Genomic DNA, 22,269 nt, shown 5'->3' with positions numbered 1-22,269 from the left:
GCTGCGCATACCGATGCCGACGATGGAGACCTTGCAGATCTTGGTGTCGCCCACCACCTCGGTCGCGCCCAGTGCGGGCAACACTTTTTCCTTGAGCAAGTCCACGGTGCGGGTGTAGTCGTTGCGGTGCACGGTGAAGCTGAAGTCGGTCTTGCCGTCTTTGGACACGTTCTGGATGATCACATCCACTTCGATGTTGGCGTCGGCCACCGCGCCCAGAATCTGGTACGCAATGCCTGGCTTGTCGGGCACGCCCAGCACGGAGATTTTGGCTTCGTCGCGGTTGAAAGCGATGCCGGAAACGACGGCTTGTTCCATTTGTTCGTCTTCCTCAAAAGTGATCAGGGTGCCGGATGCGGCTTCTTCGTTGATGTCGATGTCCCAGGGCGTGAAGCTGGAGAGCACACGCATGGGCACTTTGTATTTGCCGGCAAATTCGACCGAGCGGATTTGCAACACTTTGGAGCCCAAAGACGCCATTTCCAGCATCTCTTCAAAGCTCACTTTGGCCAGACGACGCGCTTCGGGCACCACGCGGGGGTCGGTGGTGTAGACGCCGTCCACGTCGGTGTAGATCAGGCATTCGTCGGCTTTCATGGCCGCTGCCACGGCCACAGCCGAGGTATCGGAGCCGCCACGGCCCAGTGTGGTGATGTTGCCAGCGTCGTCCACGCCCTGGAAGCCGGTGATGATGACCACTTTGCCAGCCGCCAGATCGCCACGTACGCGTTCGTCGTCAATCGACTCGATACGGGCCTTGGTGTAAGCGTCGTTGGTTTTGATCGCCACTTGCCAGCCAGCGTAGCTGACCGACGGCATGCCTTCGGCCTGCAGGGCAATGGCCAGCAGTGCAGACGAGGCCTGCTCGCCCGTGGAGGCCAGCATGTCGAGTTCGCGGTTGTAGGCGCTGTCGGCCTTGGAGGGTGCCAGCTCTTTGGCCAAGCCCAGCAGGCGGTTGGTTTCGCCACTCATGGCACTGGGAACAACCACCATCTGGTGACCGGCACGCGCCCATTTGGCCACGCGCTTGGCCACATTGCGGATGCGCTCGGTCGAGCCCATCGAGGTGCCGCCGTATTTATGAACAATCAAAGCCATGGGTAAATATCTTGAAACGCCGCAAAACCTGTGATTTTATCAAGTGTCTGCGTCGTTTTTGGCTTCGGGCCGCCACTGCAGGCATTCGCCCTCGCGCACCACAAAGCCACGCCCCACGCGAATGTGCAGCTTGTGCCCACGCGTCGTGCAGTCCTGAATCTGCTGTTGCAACTCCGTTAGCTGCGCACTTGAGGCTTGAGTGCCATGCACACTGTATAGCCAGTGGCGCAAGACAGCGCCTCGCCTGGGCTCGCCAAGCGCTTGCAAGCGAGCGATGACCGGAGGCAGCCCCAGTGCCTGCAAATCAGCCTGCGCCTGCGACTGCAGCAATTCATGGGCCTCGGCTGCATGGCGGGCACTGCGTGCAAAGGTGTCCCTGAACGACGGGAACACCTCTTCCAACACAGGCATCAAGCGTTTGCGGATGCGGTTGCGGGTGTAACGCTCGTCCTGGTTGCTGGGGTCTTCTACCCAGCTGAGCCCGTGGGATTGCAGCCAGACACGCAACTCTGACCCTGGCACTTGCAAAAAAGGACGATGCCAACGCAAGCCCTGCCTTTGCCAATGCATGGGCATGGCCGCCAGGCCTGGCAAACCACTGCCACGGGAGAGCGCCAGCAACAGGGTTTCAATCTGGTCGTCGGCGTGCTGGGCCAATGCGATGTCTCGCGCCTCGGGCCAATGCGTCTGCACGGCTTGCATCAAAGCAGCGTAACGCCCCTTGCGGGCAGCCTCTTCCGGGCTTTGACCGGGGGCAGCGCGGGCATCGATAGCCTGTACAACCAGGGGCACTTGCCAACTCTTGCAGAAGGCTTCGCAGTGCTTTTGAAAATCGTCCGCTGCAGATTGCAGTCCGTGGTGCACATGCACCGCCCTCACCTGCCCAGGCCAGCGTTGCAGGCAAGCAGCCAGCAAGGCCGTGGAGTCTGCACCGCCGCTGAATGCCACCACCAGCGGCAGGCCGGGCGTAAACGCCTGCAAGGCCTGGGCCAGGGTTTGCGTCATGGGGCCATGCCGCAGGCTTACTTGCCGGCTTTGGTGTCGTTGAAACGACCGTAGCTCTGCAAGCGTTGGTATCGTGTTTCCAGCAGATCCTTGGGCTTGAGGTCCACCACCTGGCGCAGAGCATCGGCCAGGGCTCGCTTGAGGAAAGCAGCCATTTGCTCGTGGTTACGGTGAGCGCCACCCACGGGTTCGGTGACAATTTTGTCGATCAGGCCCAAAGCCTTGAGGCGATGAGCTGTGATGCCCAAGGCCTCGGCGGCCAACTCGGCCTTTTCCCCGGTTTTCCAGAGAATGGAGGCGCAGCCCTCGGGGCTGATGACCGAATAAACGGAGTACTGCAGCATCAACACCTGGTCTGCCACCGAAATGGCCAACGCACCGCCAGAGCCGCCTTCGCCAATGATGGTGGTGATGATCGGCACTTCGAGTTGCGCCATCTCGAAAATGTTGCGGCCAATGGCCTCGGACTGGCCACGTTCTTCGGCGTCGATGCCGGGGTAGGCGCCAGGCGTATCCACAAAGGTAAACACGGGCAACTTGAATTTCTCAGCCGTCTTCATCAGGCGCAAGGCCTTGCGGTAGCCCTCGGGCTTGCTCATGCCGAAGTTGCGCAGTGCGCGTTCCTTGGTATCACGACCTTTTTGGTGCCCCAGCACCATGCAGGGCATGCCGTTAAAGCGGGCCAGACCGCCCACGATGGACTGGTCATCTGCAAAGTGGCGGTCACCGTGCATCTCGACAAAGTCGGTGAACAAGGCGTTCACATAATCCAGCGTGTAGGGGCGCTCGGGATGACGCGAAATCTTGGTGACCTGCCAAGGGGTCAGGTCGCTGTAGATGTCTTTGGTCAGCTGCTGGCTTTTTTTGCTGAGTTGGTCAATTTCATCGGTGATATCGACCGCCGACTCGCTTTGCACATAGCGCAGCTCTTCAATCTTGGCTTCGAGTTCGGCAATGGGTTGCTCGAAATCGAGAAACGTTCGTTTGGCCAAGTTTTTCTCCTCAAAATTCAGTACGCCACAGGCACAGGATCCAGCGAGCGCCAAATATACCAAGTTGCCACGGTGCTGTAAGGGGTCCAGGCCTGCGCCACTTCGCGCAGGTCGCTACGGCTGACAGGTTCGCCAGAAAAATAATTTTGGCTCACGCCATTGATGAGGCCCACATCGTCCAAGGGCAGAACATTGGGACGCATCAAGTGAAAGATCAGGAACATTTCAGCTGTCCAGCGGCCAATGCCCCGAATGGCCACCAACTCGGCAATGATGGCTTCGTCATCCATGCCCTGCCAGTCCTTGACATGCACAGCGCCCGAATCGAAATGCAGGGCCAGATCCACCAGGTACTCCACTTTGCGAGCCGACAGACCCGCTGCGCGCATATCGTCCACCTTGAGTTTAAGCACGCTTGAGGGCGTGATCTTGCGCGAGAGTTTCGCGAATTTGTCCCAGACCGATTGCGCCGCCTTGACCGAAATTTGTTGTCCCACGATGGAACGAGCCAAGGTGACAAATGCATCTCCACGAGACTCGAGCACCGCGTCGCCAAACTGGGGAATGATTTTTTTCATGACCCGGTCCTTACGCGACAAATGCGCGCAAGCCTCGGCCCAATAGTCTGGCGTCACAATGACCGCAGCTTTGCTCACGCCTTGGCCTCCCAGGTGGTACCGGTGGGCGAATCCTTGAGCAGGATGCCTTGTGACAGCAAGTCCTTTCGGATGCGGTCAGCTTCGGCAAAGTTCTTGGCCGCTTTTGCGTCCGCGCGAGCCTGAATTTGGGCCTGGATGGCGACTTCGTCCAGCCCGGCACCTGATTGCAGATAGGTGGTGGGGTCAGATTGCAACAAGCCCAGCACGCCGCCCAGCACCTTGAGCAAACCCGCCAGTTCTGGCGAGCGGCTGCGGTTGACTTCGCTGGCCAGCTCAAACAACACCGCCACAGCTTCGGGTGTGCCAAAGTCCTCGTCCATGGCCGCTTTGAAGCGTGCGGCATAAGGATTGACCCAATCGATCATCACCTGCACGGGCTCTACCGTCTGCAAGGCGGTGTACAAGCGGCGCAATGCACCCTTGGCATCTTGCAGATGCACATCGCTGTAATTCAAAGGGCTGCGGTAGTGGCTGCGCACCACAAAGAACCGCACCGTCTCGGCATCAAAGGCTTTGAGCACATCGCGGATGGTGAAGAAATTGCCCAGGCTTTTGGACATCTTTTCGTTGTCCACATTGATGAAGCCGTTGTGCATCCAATAGCGGGCAAACGTGCCTTCGCCCAAGGCGCCCTGGCTTTGTGCAATTTCGTTTTCGTGGTGAGGGAACTGCAGGTCAGCGCCGCCACCGTGAATGTCAAACGTCTGCCCCAGCAGCTCGCAGCTCATGGCCGAGCACTCAATGTGCCAGCCAGGACGGCCACTGCCAAAAGCACTGTCCCATTTGCAGTCTTCGGGCTCGGCGGGTTTGGCGGATTTCCACAGCACAAAGTCCAGCGGGTCGTGTTTGCCGCCTTCTTCTGTGTTCAAGGCCACACGCTCGCCCGCGTTCAATTCGTCAAGCGATTTGCCCGAGAGCTTGCCGTAGCCAGGAAACTTGCGCACGGCGTAGTTCACATCGCCATTGCCTGCACGGTAGGCCAGGCCTTTGCTCTCCAGCGTGCCGATCATGGACAGCATTTGCGGCACGTAGTCGGTGGCGCGTGGTTCGTGTTGCGGACGCTCGATGCCCAGTGCGTCGGCGTCCTGGTGCAAGGCGTCGATCATGCGGTCTGTCAGGTGACGGATGGTCTCACCGTTTTCCAGGGCGCGTTTGATGATTTTGTCGTCAATGTCGGTGATGTTGCGAACATAGGTCACCTTGTAGCCACTGGCCTTGAGCCAGCGCTGCACCACATCAAATGCCACCATGGAGCGCGCATGGCCCAGGTGGCACAGGTCGTACACGGTCATGCCGCACACATACATGCGCACATGACCCGGCTCGATGGGGGCAAAGGGAAGCAGGGAACGCGAGAGCGTGTTGTACAGACGCAAGCTCATGACAACCATTCAGACAAAACAAAGGCCCGGACTTGGGCCTGCAAACATACCGCCAACCAACCGTCCACAAACGGTCATTCGGTACAATGTGCCTCAGTATATCCCTGACCGAGCCCCTCGGGGTCAATCGCCTGCCGATGACTATTTTCATTTCCCCTGTGCAGTGGTGGCACGCCGTGCTGTTTTGCGTGCTGACTTTGGGCTGGCAGACAGCAGCCCACGCCGATGCTTACACTGATGTGCAACGCAAGGTGCGCAACCTGCAGTGGTCACAAGCCCAACAGGCAGCTCAAACCCACCTGCAAGCTCACCCCAATGACCCGCAAATGCGTTTATTGCTCAGCCAGATCCAGGCTGGACTGGGGGACGCCACGAGCGCGCAGGCCACACTGCAACAACTCACCCAGGACTACCCCGAGCTGCCCGAGCCCCACAACAACCTGGCAGCCTCTTATGCAGCGCAAGGTCGGCTGGACATGGCCCTGCTGTCCCTCAAAACCGCCGTTGCTGCCCGCCCTGACTACACTGTGGCCTTGGAAAACCTGGGCGATGTGTACCTGCTGCTGGCGCAACAGGCTTATGGCAAAGCTGCCACCAGCCCTGCGCCATCCCACAAGCTGGGCGACAAACGCCAGCAGCTTGAAGCCCTGATCAAGTCTGCGCCGTAAGGCAGGCCCCAAGAACTTCTTCGAAAGCCTTGCCATGAACCGAATGCATCTTCTTCGCGGTGTTTACGCATTACTGCTGACCTGCTCTTTGGCAGTTCATGCGCAATCGCTGCCGCGCGTGCAAATTGTCACATCCCTGGGCACCATCGAGGCAGAGCTCTACCCGGAGAAAGCGCCCAAAACGGTGGCCAACTTTGTCCAGTACGTGCGTGAAAAGCATTACGACCAAACGATTTTTCATCGCGTCATCAGCAACTTCATGATCCAGGGCGGCGGCTACGACAACAACTATCGCCCTCGCCCCACCAAGGCACCGGTGCCGCACGAAGGCCGCAAAGCTCTGGCACACGGCCTCAAAAATGTGACTGGCACCCTGGCCATGGCCCGAACGAGCGACCCCCACTCCGCCACCGATCAATTCTTTATCAACGTGGTGGATAACGCTTTTCTGGACCCCACCCCGATTCCTGATGGCGACCCTGTGGCCAAGTTCGAGTACCAGGGGCGTGTTTATGAAAACGTAGCCCGATCCCAACTGCTGTCAGCCCCTCAGCTTTACGGCTACACCGTGTTTGGCCGCGTCACCCAAGGCATGGACGTGGTCCATCGCATCCGCAACGTGCCCACAGGCACAGGCGGCCCTTTCCCGACCGATGTCCCCCGCACACCGGTCATCATTCAATCCATCACTCTTCTACCCTGAATCATCATGAGCAATCCCCAAGTTGAACTGCACATTACCGGTCTTGGCATCATCACCCTCGAGCTCGACGCCGAAAAGGCGCCTAAGTCCACCGAAAACTTCCTGGCCTACGTCAACAAAGGCCATTACAACAACACGATTTTTCACCGTGTCATTCCTGGCTTCATGGTGCAAGGCGGCGGCTTTGAACCCGACATGAAGCAAAAGCCCACCGACGCTCCCATCGACAACGAAGCCAACAACGGCCTCAAGAACAACAACTACACCATTGCCATGGCCCGCACCCAGGCACCGCATTCGGCCACAGCCCAGTTCTTCATCAACGTGGCAGATAACGACTTCCTCAACCACACTGCACCTTCGCTGCAAGGCTGGGGTTATGCGGTGTTTGGCAAAGTGGTCAAGGGCACCGAAGTGGTCGACCAGATCAAAGGCGTCAAAACTGGCCGAAACGGTTTCCATGACGATGTGCCCAAAGAGCCCGTCGTCATCGAAAAAGCCGTCGCACTCTAAACTTTTGCGGATGCAGGCATGACCGTTTCACACGTACACAGCCTGCAGGCGCCGCCACACTGGCGACGTATTGACCTGATCGCTGACCTGCACCTGCAGGCCAGCGAGCCCCGCACGTTTGAAGCCTGGGCGCACTTCATGCAGCACACCCAAGCCGATGCGGTCGTCATCCTGGGCGACCTGTTCGAAGTCTGGGTGGGTGACGATGCTGTCGACACCGATCCTTTTTTGCAACAGTGTTTGCAAATTTTGCAAAATGTCAGCCTCACGCGTGAAGTGTTGTTCATGCATGGCAACCGCGACTTTTTGCTGGGTCGAACCTTGCTCGAAAAATGCAACATACAGTTGCTGCCCGACCCCATTTGCCTGCACTGGGGCGATTTAGCCTATCTGCTCTCGCACGGTGACGCCTTGTGCCTGGACGATGTGGCGTACCAAAGCTTTCGTCAAAGCTGCCGAACGCAGGAATGGCAACAGGCCTTTTTGTCAAAGCCCTTGGCGCTGCGCCAGGCACTGGCCCGCGAGATGCGCAACGCCAGCCAGGCCGCCCAAGCCGCTCAAACCGAATACGCAGATCCGGACACAGCTTTGAGCCTGCAGTGGCTAGCCAACTGCCAGGCCAGCACACTGATTCACGGACACACCCATCGGCCAGCCGACCATGTGCTTGACCAGAACCATCGACGCATGGTGCTCAGTGACTGGTCTTTAGACCACACACCACAACGCGCCCAAGTGCTGCGTCTGTACGCCGATGGCGATATGCAACGGCTACAACCCACTCAAGCGTGCGCCTGATCGGGCCAGGTCAAGCGAACGCGCAAACCACCCAGCTGCGGACTTTGGTCCACTTGCACCTGCAAGCCCTCACGCTGCGCAATACGCGCAATGATGGACCAACCCAAACCACTGCCTTCGCGCGAAGAGTCAGCGCGAAAAAACCGATCTCCCAAACGCTGAATTTGCGACTGACTCATGCCCGGCCCCGCATCCTGGACTTCAAGCATGGCGGGCAATGCCTGCCAACGCACCTGCACCTGGGGTGATGTACCGCTGTAACGCAATGCGTTGTCCACCAGGTTACGCAGCACCACGGCAACCCTGACGGCATCGGTGCGCAGCAACAAACGATCCGGCCCCAGCAGATCAATGCACCCTCCCTGCTGCAAGGCTTGTGGAATCAACTCTGCCAACACTTGGCGTGTAGGCTCCATGACATCCACAGGCGCAAGCGCATCACCCATGCTCTGGGCATCGAGCCGAGCCAAATCCAGCAACTGAGCCACCAGGTGCGTGGCGCGGTCACAGCCGCGCAGCACGGCCTGCAAAGCCTGCGTCCGCTCATCTTCATTGCTAGCACCCTGCACCACCTGGGCTTGCATACGAATCGCTGCAATCGGCGTTCGCAGCTCGTGCGCGGCATCAGCCGTAAAGCGGCGCTCGCTTTCAATATGCGTCTGCACCTGGGCAAACAGCTGGTTCAGAGCCTGAACCAGTGGTTGCACCTCACTCATCCCCGAAACATCCGCACGAATGGGCTGTAATGCCTGTGCATGCCGCGTGGCTACAGTGTGACCCAACAGCCTCAAAGGAGCCAAAGCGCGCATCACCAGCCAACCAATCAGCAAGGCCAGCACCGGCAAGCCAATCAATACCGGGCCAACCGCACTTTGCAAGCCTGCCATCAAAATCTCACGACGCGCTGCAGATTGCTCCGCAACCATCACCCAGACATCAGACTCATGCCCCTGTGTGGCGAACACACGCCAATGCTGACCACTGATGGTTTGATCCATGAACCCACTCATGCCCAAAGGCATCAACAGCTGATCAGGCGCACGTGCCGACTTTCCCACCAGCTCTTTTTCATGCCAGATCTGGAACGCCACTTTGGCCTGGTATTTGTGCAAGACTGGATCGATCGTGAAGTCATCATCGTCGTGACCCGTCTGAGCTGCCAGCACGGTGGCAGTTTGCGCGAGGTGGGCATCCAGCAATTCACTGAGCTCATGCGCTGTGCGACGCCAAGTCATGGCAAGCACTGCCACCCAGACCAGGGCCGTCGCCAGGACAAGCATCCACGTCAAACGCCACTGAAGGGAGTAGGCTCTGAATCGATGCTGCTTCATCCTTCGCTCCTGCCTGAGCGCACCGCTTTAGGCATCATGTAACCCACGCCACGGATGGTTTCAATCACACCTGAATGCAGCTTCTTGCGCAGGTGATAGACGTGCACCTCTACCGTGTTGCTGCTGACTTCCGCGCCCCACTGGTAGAGCTGTTGTTCCACCTGGTCTCGGGTGAGCACCCTGCCCGCGTTGAGCATGAAGATTTGCAGCAACTCGTACTCGCGCGCCGATAACTCGACCAACTCACCATCAAGCCGTACTTGCCTTGCCACTGGATCGATACGCAAAGCCCCAGCCACCCACTCCGGCTCAACCATTCCGTGTGAGCGACGCACCAAGGCCCGCAGTCGCGCGGCCAATTCGAGCAAATCGACAGGCTTTACCAGGTAATCATCAGCCCCCGCATCGAGACCCGCAATTCGGTCGGGCACGCCATCACGAGCGGTCAGCACCAGCACCGGCGTACTTATTTTTCTCGAACGCACTGCAGCAAGGGCACGCATGCCATCTTGCCTGGGCAAGCCCAGATCCAGCACGGCGGCCTGGTATTGCCCCGTCAGCAATTCGCGCTCAGCCGCCACGCCATCGCGGACCCAATCGACCATAAAGCCTTGCTGATGCAAGCCTGCCCGCAGGCCGCCGCCCAACAACTCATCATCTTCAGCCAGCAGTATGCGCATGGTCTATCCAGAACAAAGATCGTTGCTTGTATGAGCAGATTGTGCGCCAGAGCAGTTGGGCACTTAGCCCCACCACTGCCATCCCCAAAACAGCATGACCGCCGATATCAACAACAGCGCCCAGACCGTCTGATTGTTTCGCACCAGATCCGGACCACTTTCGCGGACCCGTCCCGTGAACATGGGCCAAGCCAGATTCTTCTGGCGCAAGAAACTGAACGCGACAACAGCTCCCAAGTGAACCAGCACACCCATGAGCATCAAACTGGCTACAGCCTCATGCAGCTCACCCAAGGCGTCACCCCAGCCCAACCAATCTTGTTCAGCCACATAGCCACTGAGCACCAGTGGCGCCATGCAAAGCAGCACCAGCGCAATGCTGGCCGCCAGGACAGGCGCTTGCATTCTGCCAACCCACGCCTTCAAGTCCGTAGGCACTTGCAAAAGCTGCCGAAAACCCAGCAACTTCTGGCGCAACACCGACCAGCGCGCAGGCCTGGGCCCCCACAGGCCCCACAGCACGCGTACCAGCAGCAAGCCCCCCAGGGTGTATCCCATGGTGATGTGGAGCAATTTCAGGCGCTCACTTTCGCCTGTAATGTAACCAATGCCAAATGACAAAGCCATCAAGGCATGCAGCGTGCGGGTCATCAAATCCACAGTTCGCCGCCCCTTCATTGGGCCAAGTGCACCCATGGCGCCATCAACGGGGGATGCGGACATGATCTTCATCGTAGTCTCCTTGATCTGCACGGGTGTGGCACGCGGCACATTGCGCGGGACCTCGCACACTGGCTCTCTTCCACACCGCATCAGGCACTTTTCGATGCTCACGCTCAAACCAGGCAGAGCGGGTGATGCGGTCTTCAGGCGGTGCAACACTGACTTTGCGGGATGTGCCCGCATGCCCTTGCAACCACCGTGAGACTTCGGTCAGCGTCTTGGCATCCAGTGAGGCATCAACCCCATAGTGACGGTCCAGGCCAGACATGATGCGTTGCCAGGAAGCCGCCCCCAGCATGGCTGGGGAATAAGCCGTGTGACAGGCACTGCATTCCTGCTTATAGGCATCGAGCAAGTCCACACGTCGCTCATATTCAGAGGCCAGGACAGTGAAGCACATGCCGCACGCCATCAGCCCCAACAAGCCTCGCTTGCACAACGTCTTGTGTATCGCAGTCATTTTTTCACCCCCACCAGATAAGCCAGGACATCTGCTTTCTCGATAGCGGTGCACTCACGCGCAAGCACATCCTTGCAATTGCGACGGAACCATTTGTCCACTTTGGCGTCGTCGGTCAAACGCTTGGGATTGGCTGCAGGTGCCAATGGCTCAATGGTTTTGCTGGTGCTGGCATGTTTTCCAGCCTGGACAGGCGACTGGCCATGACAGCTGGCACATGACCAGTCGCCGCCATGCGTGCTGTTGAAAAACAGTTCCCCACGCGCTACCACCCCGGCCTGGCCCGCAGCCACTTCCCAGCGGTGCAACTGAGCCATCGGGTCTGAGGCATGCGTCAGTGCACTCACGCTGGCCAGACAGGCCCAAAGCACATACGATTTGATGTTCATCTCCGCTCCTTTAACCAATGCATGGTTGCACTGTAGAGAGCGCAGATGAAGAAACCCTGAAGGCTTTCACCTTCAGGGTTCATGTCACGAAGGACAAACTGCTTAGCCTTTGAGCAATACCTTGAGTGCTGCCTGCAGACGACGAGCCTGCGAGGCATCGTGGGGCTCTTTCAATACCTCGGCCACGTCTTTCGCCCAGGTTTGAGCAGGAGCAGGATCGTTGCGACGGGTCAGCAACTGCAGTTGCAGTGCCCGTCGGGCTTCCAACTTGTCTGCCGGCGTAGGCACTTGAGCGGCCATTTCCAGACGCAGCATTGCAGTGTCCCCGGCTCCTGCAGATGGAGCCTGCTCCAGAGCCTGTCGCCAGCTTTGACGTACAGACGCATTAACGCTACGACCAAGATCTTGTTGGGCAGGCAGCGTCTCAGGATTGCGGGCTTGCCAGCTACCCAGCAACTGCGTCAGTACCTCGCCATGGGCTTGGGCTTGTAATTTGCGCAAGGCAGCTTGCGCATGCTCCATGGCCTGACGTTGAGCGTGGAATGCAGCATCGGCCAGACGTGGTGCACGCGGGCCATCTTCCCGACGTGGACGCGTATCGTCGCGGCGGCCATCGCGACCCTCACGACCACCAAAGGGTTTGCGACCTTGCTCTTTGGGTGCAGGCGTGCTGGGGCGAAGTGCGCCCGGTCGATCATCACCACGAACAGCCACTACTGCTTTGGGCACCTTAGGGGCAGCAGGCGCATCATCGGGCGTTGACTCTGCCGCCGGTGCAGCCTGTACGGGTGCCGGCGCAGGGGCATCAGCGGCCGGCTGTGCACGCTGGGCTTGCAAAGCCGCATCCAGCGTCTGCATAGCCTGGCGAATGGTCGCGGCATCGCCGCCTGCATTGGCCTGCTCCAAGGCCTTGGCTGCATCGAAGACGGCTTGATCCCGAGCGTTCAGTGCGACCTGTGGTGCGCGCTCGCGGGCCGGACCCTTGCGCTGGAAAGCCTGATCGATAGGCGCGCGGAAACTTTCCCACAGTTTTTGCTCGGTACGGCGATCCAGCGGTACCTTTTGCGCTTCAGCTTGCCAGGCTTGCTGCAGTTGCTTAACCGCATCAATGTTCAAAGGCGTGACCTCAGCCAACTGTTTGGCCTGGTCGATGAATTGATGGCGCGTGGTCAAGGACTGTTTCTGAGCCGCATGCAAACGCGCACCTGCCAATTTGTAGGCATCTTTCCATTGCTGCTGAAGCTGGACAAATGCTTTTTCGCTCATGTGCCCAGCGTGGCGCCAACGCTCGGAAAAATCATGCAGGGCACGAATATGGCCGCGCCAATCATCACCTTGTCCCTCTTGTTGGGTCCAGGTTTGGAGCTGCTGCATCAAATCCGCACGGCGCTTGCGTTGTTCGCCTGCCTCTTGCTTGCGCTGACCCAGCCACCCCTCGACGGTGGCATAGGCGGCATTACAAGCGGCGTCAAAACGACGCCACAAACCATGGTTAGGAAAGCCCCCCTGGTCCGCAACTTTCCACTCCTGACGCAGCTGACGAATGGTTTCCTGCATCTTGCGCCCCGTCAAGGCAGGAACACGTGCGGCCGGTTGCTCTGCTTCGGACTCGGGCGCATCCACCATCAGGGCCTCTGCGCGTTGAACCAGTGCCTGGCGCAGCTGGTCTGCAGACCAGCGAGGCCAACCCGAAGCTTCACCCGAGGCCATGAGTGCAGCATGCACACGCGCATCAAGCGCGTGATCCATGGCTTGACCATGCTCTTTGAGTACAGCATTCAAGGCGACCGCAGTCTCTGCGCCGCCTTTGCCTTCCTGAATTTGGGCCTCCACAGACTGCAGCACCAGCTCTACAGCCGACGTGGCTTGGGCGCGCAGTTGCTGGCGCTGCTGCGGATCAACAGCAGCGCGGGCGGGCTTGGCTGCGACAGCGACAGGCAGCTCGATCACTTCACCTCGGGCACGGCGCACCTCATCGGACCACACAGGCACTTCAGGCAATGCCGCTTCTTTGTCGCTCAGCGCCTGCACCGCTTGGGCAAGTGCTTGTTCAAACCCGCACCATACCGCTTGTAACTGCTCTTGTGCTGCCTGCAATTGCATCGGCAGCTTCATGTCAACGCTCGACCAGTCAGGCTGTGACTGCAAAGCCAGGGCTTGCGACTGCCACTGGCCTACGTCCTGGGCCAGTTGCGCCTGCGCAGCCTGCGCTTCGGCAAGCGGCTTGGTGGACAAGACTTCCACGCGCTGCGCCAGCAGCACAGCGGCCTCACGCTCGACCATCACCTGGTGTTGCAACTCTTCAATCAGTCGCACTTTTTCGGCCAAGGCCACTTTCAAGGCGGCCAAGGGCTCACGCGACAGGGGTGCGCCAGCCTTGGCGGCATCGCGTTGCCAAGCCATGGCGTCAGCAATGTTCAGCCGCGCGCCTGAGAGCAAAGCCTGCGCACGCTCTGCCCAGTCGTGCACCAACACCTCCTGCTGGCCCTGACGTTTGTGTTCGTCAATGCGCTCCTTGAGCAGCCTGGCGGCGCCCTTGTCCTTGTGGCTCATCTGGGCAAACACCTCCTGCACCAGGGCCATGTCCGGCTCGGTGCTCAGCCATTGGCGCAAACATGCGCTGCGATCTCCACTGGTGGCAGCCGAAAAAGCGCCTTGGGTCAATTGATCAAGCGCATCCAAATCATGAGAAGGGGTCGAAGTCACCGCTACTGGTCCCAGAAAAACATTATTGACAGCCTCTTAATGTAACAAGGCTTGGTGCGACAAGCCGGCTTCGAGCCCATTGAGATCATTATTTCTGGTTATCAAATAAAAATTCCTCATGATTGACCGGTTATTAAGAAGCCAAGACAATTGCTTCCCATGGCTGAACGTACCCCGTTAGACCGTATCAAGCAGGTGCTCCAAACAGGCGCACAGGACATTCGAGAAGGCTTTGTGGTGATGCTGCGCCACTCGCTGGCCCTGCTGGGCTTGAGTGTGATGGTGTTCTTGCTGGCGTTTGCTGCCCGCCCAGAGCTGCGTACCACGGTCAGTGAAAAAACCATGGCCTGGCTGCAAAGCCAGCTGCCAGGTGTCGCCTTTGGGGGCGAGGACTTCCTGTCTCGCTCCCTCGCCTCAGACCTCAAAGGGCTGAACACGGATCAAATAGCTGTGGCGCATTGGCTCAGCCGCCGCTACAAAATTGCTGCCGAGCCACTGGCAGCCCTCATCACCGAGGCCGACACTTTAGGAGCCAACACCCAACTGCCCCCAAACCTGATTTTGGCCATCATGGCTGTGGAATCGAGCTTCAACCCCTACGCCATGGGTACCAAAGGCGCCATGGGCTTGATGCAAATCGTGCCCTCGGAGCTCAAATCCAGCTTGAGCAACTTTGGCGGCAAACTGGCGACCTACGACCCGCTCACCAACATGCGACTGGGCACGCGCCAGTTGCAAGCCATGGTTCAAGACAGTGGCTCGTTGGAAACCGGTATCCAGCGCTACGGTGAACAGTCGGGACAAATCGATCCCAAGAACTACCTTGTGCGGGTGGTCACCGAGTACCTTCAGCTGGAAAAAGTCTCCCGTCAGGAACCTGTTCCCGAGCTGCTGGGGATCGCACCCCACACCTCCTGAGTGGCAGCGGCAAGCCTGCTCTCCGCTACACTACAGGGGTGCACAACTGGCGATAGGGTCCAACATACAAGCGGACCTGACGTGGACGTGGCGGCAACGTCACCAACCACTGGGGAGTGCGCAGCAGCGTGGGCTTGCCCCCTGTTTTTAGCCGTTCGCCTGGGCAGCCCTTGACAGCGCTTGTTTGCAAGACCTGCCAAGGTTTCTTCTTTCTCAAAAGACTGCCATGTACAACCGCAACATCCTGATTGAACAAACCGATCCCGAGCTGTTTGCCGCCATCCAGGCCGAGAACGCCCGCCAGGAACACCACATCGAGCTGATCGCCAGCGAGAACTACGCTTCGCCCGCCGTCATGGCCGCGCAAGGCTCGCAGCTGACCAACAAATACGCCGAAGGCTATCCGGGCAAGCGCTACTACGGCGGTTGCGAATATGTGGACGTGGCTGAGCAGCTGGCCATTGACCGCATCAAGCAAATTTTTGGTGCCGAAGCCGCTAACGTACAGCCGCACTGCGGCGCATCCGCCAACGAGGCCGTGTTCCTGGCCTTTTTGAAGCCCGGCGACACCATCATGGGCATGAGCCTGGCCGAAGGCGGTCACCTGACCCACGGCATGCCGCTGAACATGTCGGGCAAATGGTTCAACGTCGTGTCCTACGGCCTCGACAAAAACGAAGCCATCGACTACGACGCGATGGAAGCCAAGGCCCGCGAGCACAAGCCCAAGCTGATCGTCGCTGGCGCCTCCGCTTACTCCTTGCACATTGACTTTGCGCGTTTTGCCAAAATCGCCAAGGAAGTCGGCGCGATCTTCATGGTGGACATGGCCCACTACGCCGGTCTGATTGCCGCAGGCGTCTACCCCAACCCCGTGCCGCACGCTGACGTGGTGACCTCCACCACCCACAAGAGCCTGCGCGGCCCTCGCGGCGGCATCATCCTGATGAAGGCCGAACACGAAAAGGCCATCAACAGCGCCATCTTCCCCGGCCTGCAAGGCGGCCCGCTGATGCACGTGATCGCGGCCAAGGCGGTGGCTTTCAAGGAAGCGCTGCAGCCCGAATTCAAGGCTTACCAGCAGCAAGTGATCAAGAACGCCCAGATCGTCGCCGAAGTGCTGACCCAACGCGGCCTGCGCATCGTGAGCGGTGGGACGCAGAGCCACGTCATGCTGGTGGACCTGCGTGCCAAGGGCATCACCGGCAAGGAAGCCGAAGCCGCTTTGGGCGCTGCCCACATGACGATCAACAAGAACGCCATTCCCAACGACCCGGAAAAACCGTTCGTGACCAGCGGCGTGCGCATTGGCACCCCCGCCATGACCACCCGTGGTTTCAAGGACGAGGAAGCCCGCATCACTGCCAACCTGATCGCCGACGTGCTCGACAACCCGCGTGACGAAGCCAACATCGCTGCGGTGCGTGCCAAGGTCAACGCGCTGACCGCACGCTTCCCTGTTTACAAGTAATCAGGCTGCGCCAAAATGAAATGCCCCTTCTGCGGTCACCTCGAAACCCAAGTGGTGGAGACGCGGCTGGCCGAGGATGGGGGCTTCATTCGCAGACGGCGCCAATGCACCGCCTGCGACAAGCGTTTCACCACTTACGAAAAACCCGAAGTCACCTTCCCGGCCATCGTCAAGAAGGACGGCCGACGCATCGAATACCAGCGCGACAAACTGCGTGCCAGCCTGAACCTGGCCCTGCGCAAACGTCCGGTGAGCACCGAACAAGTCGATGCAGCCATTGAGCGGATCGAAGAAAAACTGTTGGCCTTGCCGGCCCGAGAAGTTGCCTCCAACCGCATTGGTGAACTGGTCATGCGCGAACTCAAGAAACTCGACAAGGTGGCTTACGTCCGTTTTGCCAGCGTGTACCGCAGCTTCGAAGACATCGACGACTTCAAGACCTTGGTGGACGAAGTCCGCTAAACCCCTCCTGCCCATCAAGGGCATGTATTCTGCTGCTCCTGGTCCAACCGCGCTTGTCCCAAAGCATTGAGCACCACCAACCGGTGCGTCCGCACACCCACCCAGCACCATCGGATCGTGCCCGCCTGGAACGCCCCCGAGAGGGTCTGCCCCCGTCCTTCGGACTGGTAGGACACATAGCGCGAAACCAGACTGTTGCCTGAGCCCACCAAACCAGCAGGCCTTGCACCTACGCGCTGCAGGATCCGCTCGCCGGCATCCACACTGGCGTTGGCGTTGCCATCTTCAAACACCAGCCAGCCTTGTTGCCAGCCCCCGCTGCGCGTGCACGATTGCCCATCTGCACTGGTGCATACCGTGACCCTGGTACGCAAGACCAGCGCTTGAGATCGCGCCCACTGCAAGGTGTGCAGGAACTCCTGCGCCTGAGACAGCAACTTTTGTTCATGCTGCCATCGCTGCTGTGAAGGCACGGCCAACACCAGCAACAGGGACAACACCGCCACCACGGCCAGCGTTTCCAGCAAAGACCATCCTTTTTGCTTTGAAAGGCTCACAGACTTTCCTCGGTAACTGTACAAAAGTATGCGCTTTAAGCACAATCAACGCTATAGAAAAAATCAGGGAGAACACCATGCGCCTCGACAACCACGGGCACGGCAGCGCATGTTTGCAAGACCGTCAGCAAACAGGCTTCACATTGATTGAGTTGATGGTGGTGCTGGCCATCATGGGCATCTTGCTCAGTTTGGCCACGTCCAGCTACGGCGACCACCAACGCCGCGCCAGACGACTGGATGCGCAGGAGGGGCTGCATTCCTTGCAACAAGCTCAGGCCCGCTATCGGGATCAACACCCCACCTATGCCAACAACCTGCTCGCGCTCGGCTTGGCTGACCGATCCCCGCTGGGGCACTACCAACTGGGCATCACCCAGGCCGACGAAAACGGCTACATCCTGGTGGCCACGCCCGTGGGCATGCAATCGCTGGACGAAGCCTGCAGCCCCATGCGCTTGCAACTCAGCGACAAAGCCACCCTCACGCAAAGTGCGGGCACGGATACGCAGGACCCGCAAGGCTGCTGGAAGCGCTAGCCCGCCCATGCACCCGCAACGCGGCGAAACACTGGTTGGCCTGCTGGTTGGGCTGGCACTGGGTCTGCTGGTGGCCGCAGCCGGCCAACGCATGTTGGCACAACAGCTTCGTCATGAACGCCAGACCCAGACACTGCTGCAAGCACAAACACAGTTGCGCGATGCCATGGACCTGATGCTGCACACCTTGCAAGGCGCACAAGCCACCCCCCGTGCCTGGAGTACACGCATCGACGCGCAATGCCATGATGCGTTTTGCAATGGCGATGAAGATTTTTCGCTCAGCGGCAACCAGCTTGAATTCACGTTGGACCGTAACCATGATGGTGTGCAGGACAACAACGAGTGCCTGGGCTTTCGGCTGACCGCCGGCGAGATCAAGGCCAAAACGTCTTGCACGCCTGTGGTCTGGACCTCGCTGACGGGTAGCGAGCACCTGAGAGTGACTGCATTGACATGGCAACTGCGCTGCACGATCCACGGCCACATGGTCAAGCGCTGGATGGATCTTGAGGTCACCGCCCAGTGGCCTGGAGAGTTGGCCCAAAGTTTTGTGCAACAACAAAGCGTCTTGCTGCACAACGACGTACCTGTGCGCAGCATGGCGGGTTTATGCGGCATTGCACCGGCCTGAGAAACAGCCATGGCCTGCGCACGTACACAACAGCTCAAACAATGCGGCGCCATCACGCTGGTGCTGATCACTGCCTTGGTGGTGGTGGCGATGGCAGCTACGGTGTCCGGTAGCCATCGCGTCTTTCTCGACCGCTTGAGCACGCGCAACCTTCATGAGCGAGAGCAGGCGCATTGGGTAGCCGAGGCCGGTCTGCAATGGGCTGCACGGACCTTGCAGCAAATCCACAGTTCTGGCCAATGGACATGGCCCGTCGCAGAGCAAAGCCCCTGCCCCACGGCTTTGCAGGGGCCTGGGCACCAATGCTTGCGCTGGAACGCGCCGCCGCCCGCTGGCGCCGAGCAGTACGTGTTAACCGTCTGGGCGATGCGTGATGTGCGCAAGCATCCGCATGTCGCACAACTCCTGGCCCAAGCCGAAGACCCGTCCAGCCACGCACAAGCCTGGTTGACCCACAGCCTGCATTTGCCGGTATTGGGTCAGGCCGGGGCGCTCGCCATGGGCGGCATCGTGCTGGACACCTGCACGAGTCCAACGCCGTCGTGGTGGAGCAGCTTGTTGGGACAGGTGGATACAGCAGCCCTGCAAGCCTGGTCACGGCTGCAGCAGCAAGCCGGGCTTTCTGCCACCAGCACGCCGCCGCGCAATGTGTATTGGGTCAGCACCCCTGGCGATTGGCTCACGCCCTTAGGCACTGCCAGCGACCCGGTGCTGTTGGTCTTTGACGTTGCAGCCTGCACACCGGTGTGCCCGGCGCTGCAAGCGCCCGTGCGCGGGACTGTGCTCTATCTGGCGCAGTGCCGCAAAGAAGCCATCACAGCCATGTCTGCAGCCAGTGCCAGTGTGCAAGGCCTGGTGGCGGTGCAGGCTGCGCTCGCTGCGCCAGGACTGTCGGTACAAACCGATGCCAGCGTGCACAGCGTTTATACGCTCCCACACGCCTCCGGATCCATGACCCAGGTGCAGTGGATTGCGGGCAGCTGGAGCGATGCGTCGCCATGAACACACCGCGTCCACAGCAGGGGTGGTTATTGGTCGAGGTGCTTCTGGCCAGCGCCATCCTGGCCTTCAGCCTGGCCGCCGCTGTGCGTTGGCAGCAAAGCAGTCACCTGAGCGTGGCCGACACCCGCGAACGCAGCCAAGCCCTGCAATGGGCCAGCTCGATTGCCCAATGCCTGAAAGCCGACGCCAGCAACTGCCACCCCGAGAGCAGCCAGACACGTGGCGGCGTCACGTACCAACTGCAGCTGAGCAACGCGAGCGCGGGCGAAGGTTTGAGTGATTGGCACATTGCCATCACCTGGCCCGCCCGCCACGCCGACGTCGGCAGCACGGTTGCAGGACAATTGCACCTGTACTTGCGTACGGGCACCACCATGGTGGCCGATGGCGTATCCTTGCCCTGATTGCGTTTTCCACTTTTGCCGTGTCTGCAAACCCAAAAACCGCCCCTTTTGCAACGCCCATGCACCAAGCCCTGGCCCTGGCCGAGCAGGCCTTGTGGCTGACCTCGCCCAACCCGCGTGTGGGCTGCGTGATCACAGCGCCTGAAGGAACTGTGCTGGGCCAGGGGCACACGCAACGCGCTGGCGGGCCGCACGCCGAAATCATGGCCCTGAGCGATGCACAAGCCCGCGGGCACGATGTGCGTGGCGCCACAGCCTGGGTCACACTGGAGCCTTGCGCTCACCACGGCCGTACCGGCCCTTGCTGCGACGCCCTGGTTGAAGCAGGTGTGGGCAAAGTGGTTGCCGCCTTGACAGACCCGAACCCCAAGGTCGCAGGCCAGGGCATGGCCCGTTTGCAGGCCGCTGGCGTGCTCACCGAGCTGGGCCTGTGCGCTCATGAAGCCAGCGAACTCAACATCGGTTTTCTGCACCGCATGCGCCACGGCTTGCCTTGGGTTCGCATGAAAATCGCCGCCTCATTGGACGGACAAACCGCCCTGAAGAATGGCCAAAGCCAATGGATCACCGGCCCCGAGGCCCGCGCTGACGGCCACGCCTGGCGCGCCCGTGCCTGCGCCGTTCTAACGGGCATTGGCACCGTGCTGGAAGATGACCCTCTGCTCAATGTGCGCGGCGTCAACACCCCTCGCCAACCACACTTGGTTGTGGTGGACAGCCGACTGGATTTGCCATTGAACGCCCGTTTGCTCGACACCTTGGGCGAAGGCAATCAGACTCGCCAGATCTGGGTTTACACGGCCGCACAGGATCGCGCCGAACACCGCGCCGATTTGCAGGCGCGTGGGGTGCAAGTCATTGACTGTCCTGGCCCTGGCGGCAAGGTCGATCTGGCCGCCATGCTGCGTGACCTGGCCCGGCGCCAGATCAACGAGTTGCATCTGGAAGCGGGCTTCAAACTCAACGGCTCATTCATGCGTGAAGGCCTCGTCGATGAGTGGCTGGTGTACATGGCCCCGCAGTGGCTGGGCCCCGGCCAAGGCATGGCCAACCTGACCGAGATCACTGCCCTCAGCGAAGCGCAGCAGCTGCGCTTTGAAGCCGTTGATCGCGTGGGCGCAGACCTGCGTTTGCGTCTGCGCCGCGCCTGAAGCCCGTCAGAAATTCAGCGTCTTGACGCCGCTGGCGGTGCCCAACAGGCAGACCTGCGCTTTTTGATGCGCAAACACACCCACAGTGACCACGCCGGGCCACTGGCTCACTTGCGTTTCGAACGCCAGCGGATCGCTGATCTTCAAGCCCTTGACGTCCACAATATGTTGGCCGTTGTCGGTCACCAAAGGCTGTCCGTCTTTCTGACGAACCACCGCCGTGGCACCCATGGCCTCGAACTGGCGAATGACGCGGGCGCTGGACATGGGAATCACTTCCACCGGCAACGGGAAAGCGCCCAGCACATCGACCAGCTTGCTTTCGTCGGCAATGCAGACAAAACGGTCAGACTGCGCGGCCACGATTTTTTCGCGCGTCAGGGCGGCGCCACCGCCCTTGACCATATGGCCCTGGTGATCGATCTCGTCGGCGCCGTCGATGTACACCGCCAAGCGGTCCACCGTGTTGCTGTCAAACACCGGAATGCCCAGCGCTTTCAAACGCACGGTAGAGGCCTCAGAGCTGGACACCGCGCCCTTGATCTGGTCTTTCATGGTGGCCAGTGCGTCGATGAACTTGTTCACCGTCGAGCCGGTGCCCACGCCGACGATGTCGCCGGGCACCACGTATTGCAAAGCAGCCTGGCCCACCAGGGCCTTGAGTTCGTCTTGAGTCATCGTTGATCCAGGGGTCTGAGACAATGGAGGAAAGTTTTCCGGAATTATCCAATGTCGCTGATCCCTTACGCCCTGACCCGCCCGATTCTGTTCAAAATGGACCCGGAGCATGCGCATGAACTCACGCTTGAGGCCCTGGCCCGCACCCAAAACACCGTGCTGGACCGCTTGTATCGCCAGCCCTTTGTCTCTGACCCGGTCACGCTGGCTGGCCTGCAGTTTCCCAACCGCGTGGGGCTGGCTGCAGGCCTGGACAAAAACGCCCGCTGCATTGACGCGCTGGGCGCCATGGGTTTTGGCTTTGTGGAAGTGGGCACCGTGACCCCCAAGGCGCAGCCTGGTAACC

The 22,269-nt window shown here is 59.8% G+C and carries 25 protein-coding genes, 1 pseudogene and 1 riboswitch; of the genes and pseudogenes, 13 read left to right on the top strand and 13 right to left on the bottom strand.

Features of this window, described 5'->3' with window-relative positions:
- From AAFM15_RS08125 to cysS, 5 genes are all read right to left on the bottom strand, one after another.
- Positions 1-1,098 (bottom strand): aspartate kinase (locus AAFM15_RS08125; protein WP_341686209.1); only part of this gene is annotated, 1,098 nt, incomplete at its 3' end.
- A 39-nt stretch (positions 1,099-1,137) separates the two neighbouring features.
- Positions 1,138-2,103, bottom strand: coding sequence for a tRNA lysidine(34) synthetase TilS (gene tilS / locus AAFM15_RS08120; protein ID WP_341686208.1), 966 nt, complete (start codon positions 2,101-2,103; stop codon positions 1,138-1,140).
- A 17-nt stretch (positions 2,104-2,120) separates the two neighbouring features.
- Positions 2,121-3,095, bottom strand: a complete 975-nt coding sequence (locus AAFM15_RS08115) for an acetyl-CoA carboxylase carboxyltransferase subunit alpha (protein WP_341686207.1) — start codon at positions 3,093-3,095, stop codon at positions 2,121-2,123.
- 17 nt (positions 3,096-3,112) lie between these two features.
- Positions 3,113-3,751, bottom strand: coding sequence for a DNA-3-methyladenine glycosylase 2 family protein (locus tag AAFM15_RS08110; protein ID WP_341686206.1), 639 nt, complete (start codon positions 3,749-3,751; stop codon positions 3,113-3,115).
- Entirely contained in the window at positions 3,748-5,136 is a 1,389-nt protein-coding gene (cysS, locus tag AAFM15_RS08105; RefSeq protein WP_341686205.1) for a cysteine--tRNA ligase, read from the bottom strand. Before cysS ends, AAFM15_RS08110 begins: the two co-directional genes overlap by 4 nt.
- A gap of 137 nt (positions 5,137-5,273) precedes the next feature.
- Between cysS and AAFM15_RS08100 the strand changes: the two genes are divergently transcribed.
- Genes AAFM15_RS08100 through AAFM15_RS08085 form a run of 4 tightly spaced genes read left to right on the top strand, consistent with a single transcriptional unit; the run spans position 5,274 to position 7,818 of the window.
- Positions 5,274-5,804, top strand: a complete 531-nt coding sequence (locus tag AAFM15_RS08100) for a tetratricopeptide repeat protein (protein ID WP_341686204.1) — start codon at positions 5,274-5,276, stop codon at positions 5,802-5,804.
- A gap of 34 nt (positions 5,805-5,838) precedes the next feature.
- Entirely contained in the window at positions 5,839-6,507 is a 669-nt protein-coding gene (locus AAFM15_RS08095) for a peptidylprolyl isomerase (RefSeq protein WP_341686203.1), read from the top strand.
- Positions 6,508-6,513: 6 nt separating this feature from the next.
- Complete coding sequence (locus tag AAFM15_RS08090) at positions 6,514-7,020, top strand: peptidylprolyl isomerase (RefSeq protein WP_341686202.1); 507 nt, start codon at positions 6,514-6,516, stop codon at positions 7,018-7,020.
- Between the two features lie 18 nt (positions 7,021-7,038).
- Positions 7,039-7,818, top strand: coding sequence for a UDP-2,3-diacylglucosamine diphosphatase (locus AAFM15_RS08085; RefSeq protein ID WP_341686201.1), 780 nt, complete (start codon positions 7,039-7,041; stop codon positions 7,816-7,818).
- Here AAFM15_RS08085 and AAFM15_RS08080 read toward each other — a convergent pair.
- The 6 genes from AAFM15_RS08080 to AAFM15_RS08055 form a co-directional block, all read right to left on the bottom strand.
- Positions 7,803-9,098, bottom strand: a complete 1,296-nt coding sequence (locus AAFM15_RS08080; protein WP_341686211.1) for an ATP-binding protein — start codon at positions 9,096-9,098, stop codon at positions 7,803-7,805. The genes AAFM15_RS08085 and AAFM15_RS08080 overlap by 16 nt on opposite strands.
- Positions 9,099-9,145: 47 nt before the next feature.
- Positions 9,146-9,829: a response regulator gene (locus AAFM15_RS08075; protein WP_341686200.1), complete on the bottom strand. Its 684-nt coding sequence runs from the start codon at positions 9,827-9,829 to the stop codon at positions 9,146-9,148.
- A 63-nt stretch (positions 9,830-9,892) separates the two neighbouring features.
- Complete coding sequence (locus AAFM15_RS08070; protein WP_341686199.1) at positions 9,893-10,561, bottom strand: cytochrome b/b6 domain-containing protein; 669 nt, start codon at positions 10,559-10,561, stop codon at positions 9,893-9,895.
- Positions 10,533-10,952: a diheme cytochrome c gene (locus AAFM15_RS08065; RefSeq protein ID WP_341686198.1), complete on the bottom strand. Its 420-nt coding sequence runs from the start codon at positions 10,950-10,952 to the stop codon at positions 10,533-10,535. The genes AAFM15_RS08070 and AAFM15_RS08065 overlap by 29 nt, the downstream gene beginning before the upstream one ends.
- 56 nt (positions 10,953-11,008) lie before the next feature.
- Positions 11,009-11,401 carry a DUF1924 domain-containing protein gene (locus tag AAFM15_RS08060; protein WP_341686197.1) on the bottom strand — a complete coding sequence of 131 codons (393 nt, stop codon included), beginning with the start codon at positions 11,399-11,401 and terminating at the stop codon, positions 11,009-11,011.
- Between the two features lie 102 nt (positions 11,402-11,503).
- On the bottom strand, positions 11,504-14,065 hold the full coding sequence (locus AAFM15_RS08055; protein ID WP_341686196.1) for a DUF349 domain-containing protein: 2,562 nt from the start codon (positions 14,063-14,065) through the stop codon (positions 11,504-11,506).
- Positions 14,066-14,266: 201 nt separating this feature from the next.
- On the opposite strand from AAFM15_RS08055, the gene AAFM15_RS08050 reads away from it, so the two are divergent.
- From AAFM15_RS08050 to nrdR, 3 genes are all read left to right on the top strand, one after another.
- The gene (locus AAFM15_RS08050; protein ID WP_341686195.1) at positions 14,267-15,025 is read left to right on the top strand and encodes a lytic transglycosylase domain-containing protein; all 759 of its coding nucleotides are present in this window, start codon (positions 14,267-14,269) and stop codon (positions 15,023-15,025) included.
- A gap of 32 nt (positions 15,026-15,057) precedes the next feature.
- Positions 15,058-15,197, top strand: a riboswitch (ZMP/ZTP riboswitch).
- A gap of 54 nt (positions 15,198-15,251) precedes the next feature.
- The gene (gene glyA / locus AAFM15_RS08045) at positions 15,252-16,496 is read left to right on the top strand and encodes a serine hydroxymethyltransferase (protein WP_341686194.1); all 1,245 of its coding nucleotides are present in this window, start codon (positions 15,252-15,254) and stop codon (positions 16,494-16,496) included.
- Positions 16,497-16,511: 15 nt separating this feature from the next.
- Positions 16,512-16,958: a transcriptional regulator NrdR gene (gene nrdR / locus AAFM15_RS08040; protein WP_341686193.1), complete on the top strand. Its 447-nt coding sequence runs from the start codon at positions 16,512-16,514 to the stop codon at positions 16,956-16,958.
- Positions 16,959-16,972: 14 nt separating this feature from the next.
- Here nrdR and AAFM15_RS08035 read toward each other — a convergent pair whose 3' ends face one another.
- Positions 16,973-17,515: a GspH/FimT family protein gene (locus AAFM15_RS08035; RefSeq protein ID WP_341686192.1), complete on the bottom strand. Its 543-nt coding sequence runs from the start codon at positions 17,513-17,515 to the stop codon at positions 16,973-16,975.
- A gap of 77 nt (positions 17,516-17,592) precedes the next feature.
- Here AAFM15_RS08035 and AAFM15_RS08030 point away from each other — a divergent pair, with 77 nt between their 5' ends.
- Genes AAFM15_RS08030 through ribD form a run of 5 tightly spaced genes read left to right on the top strand, consistent with a single transcriptional unit; the run spans position 17,593 to position 21,245 of the window.
- A complete protein-coding gene (locus AAFM15_RS08030) occupies positions 17,593-18,054 on the top strand; it encodes a type IV pilin protein (RefSeq protein ID WP_341686191.1) in 462 nt (153 codons plus the stop codon).
- A 7-nt stretch (positions 18,055-18,061) separates the two neighbouring features.
- Entirely contained in the window at positions 18,062-18,688 is a 627-nt protein-coding gene (locus AAFM15_RS08025; RefSeq protein ID WP_341686190.1) for a hypothetical protein, read from the top strand.
- Positions 18,689-18,697: 9 nt separating this feature from the next.
- On the top strand, positions 18,698-19,690 hold the full coding sequence (locus tag AAFM15_RS08020) for a hypothetical protein (RefSeq protein WP_341686189.1): 993 nt from the start codon (positions 18,698-18,700) through the stop codon (positions 19,688-19,690).
- A complete protein-coding gene (locus tag AAFM15_RS08015; protein WP_341686188.1) occupies positions 19,687-20,094 on the top strand; it encodes a hypothetical protein in 408 nt (135 codons plus the stop codon). Before AAFM15_RS08020 ends, AAFM15_RS08015 begins: the two co-directional genes overlap by 4 nt.
- A gap of 59 nt (positions 20,095-20,153) precedes the next feature.
- On the top strand, positions 20,154-21,245 hold the full coding sequence (gene ribD / locus AAFM15_RS08010; protein WP_341686187.1) for a bifunctional diaminohydroxyphosphoribosylaminopyrimidine deaminase/5-amino-6-(5-phosphoribosylamino)uracil reductase RibD: 1,092 nt from the start codon (positions 20,154-20,156) through the stop codon (positions 21,243-21,245).
- 6 nt (positions 21,246-21,251) lie between these two features.
- Here ribD and rpiA read toward each other — a convergent pair whose 3' ends face one another.
- The gene (rpiA, locus tag AAFM15_RS08005; protein ID WP_341686186.1) at positions 21,252-21,923 is read right to left on the bottom strand and encodes a ribose-5-phosphate isomerase RpiA; all 672 of its coding nucleotides are present in this window, start codon (positions 21,921-21,923) and stop codon (positions 21,252-21,254) included.
- Between the two features lie 51 nt (positions 21,924-21,974).
- On the opposite strand from rpiA, the pseudogene AAFM15_RS08000 reads away from it, so the two are divergent.
- Positions 21,975-22,269 (top strand): annotated as a pseudogene (locus tag AAFM15_RS08000) (quinone-dependent dihydroorotate dehydrogenase); the annotation flags it as partial.

Source organism: Limnohabitans sp., from assembly GCF_038134685.1.
GTDB lineage: Bacteria > Pseudomonadota > Gammaproteobacteria > Burkholderiales > Burkholderiaceae_C > Limnohabitans_A.
Note: the sequence above shows the minus strand (reverse complement) of the source record. Positions and strands in the feature narration are given on the sequence as shown.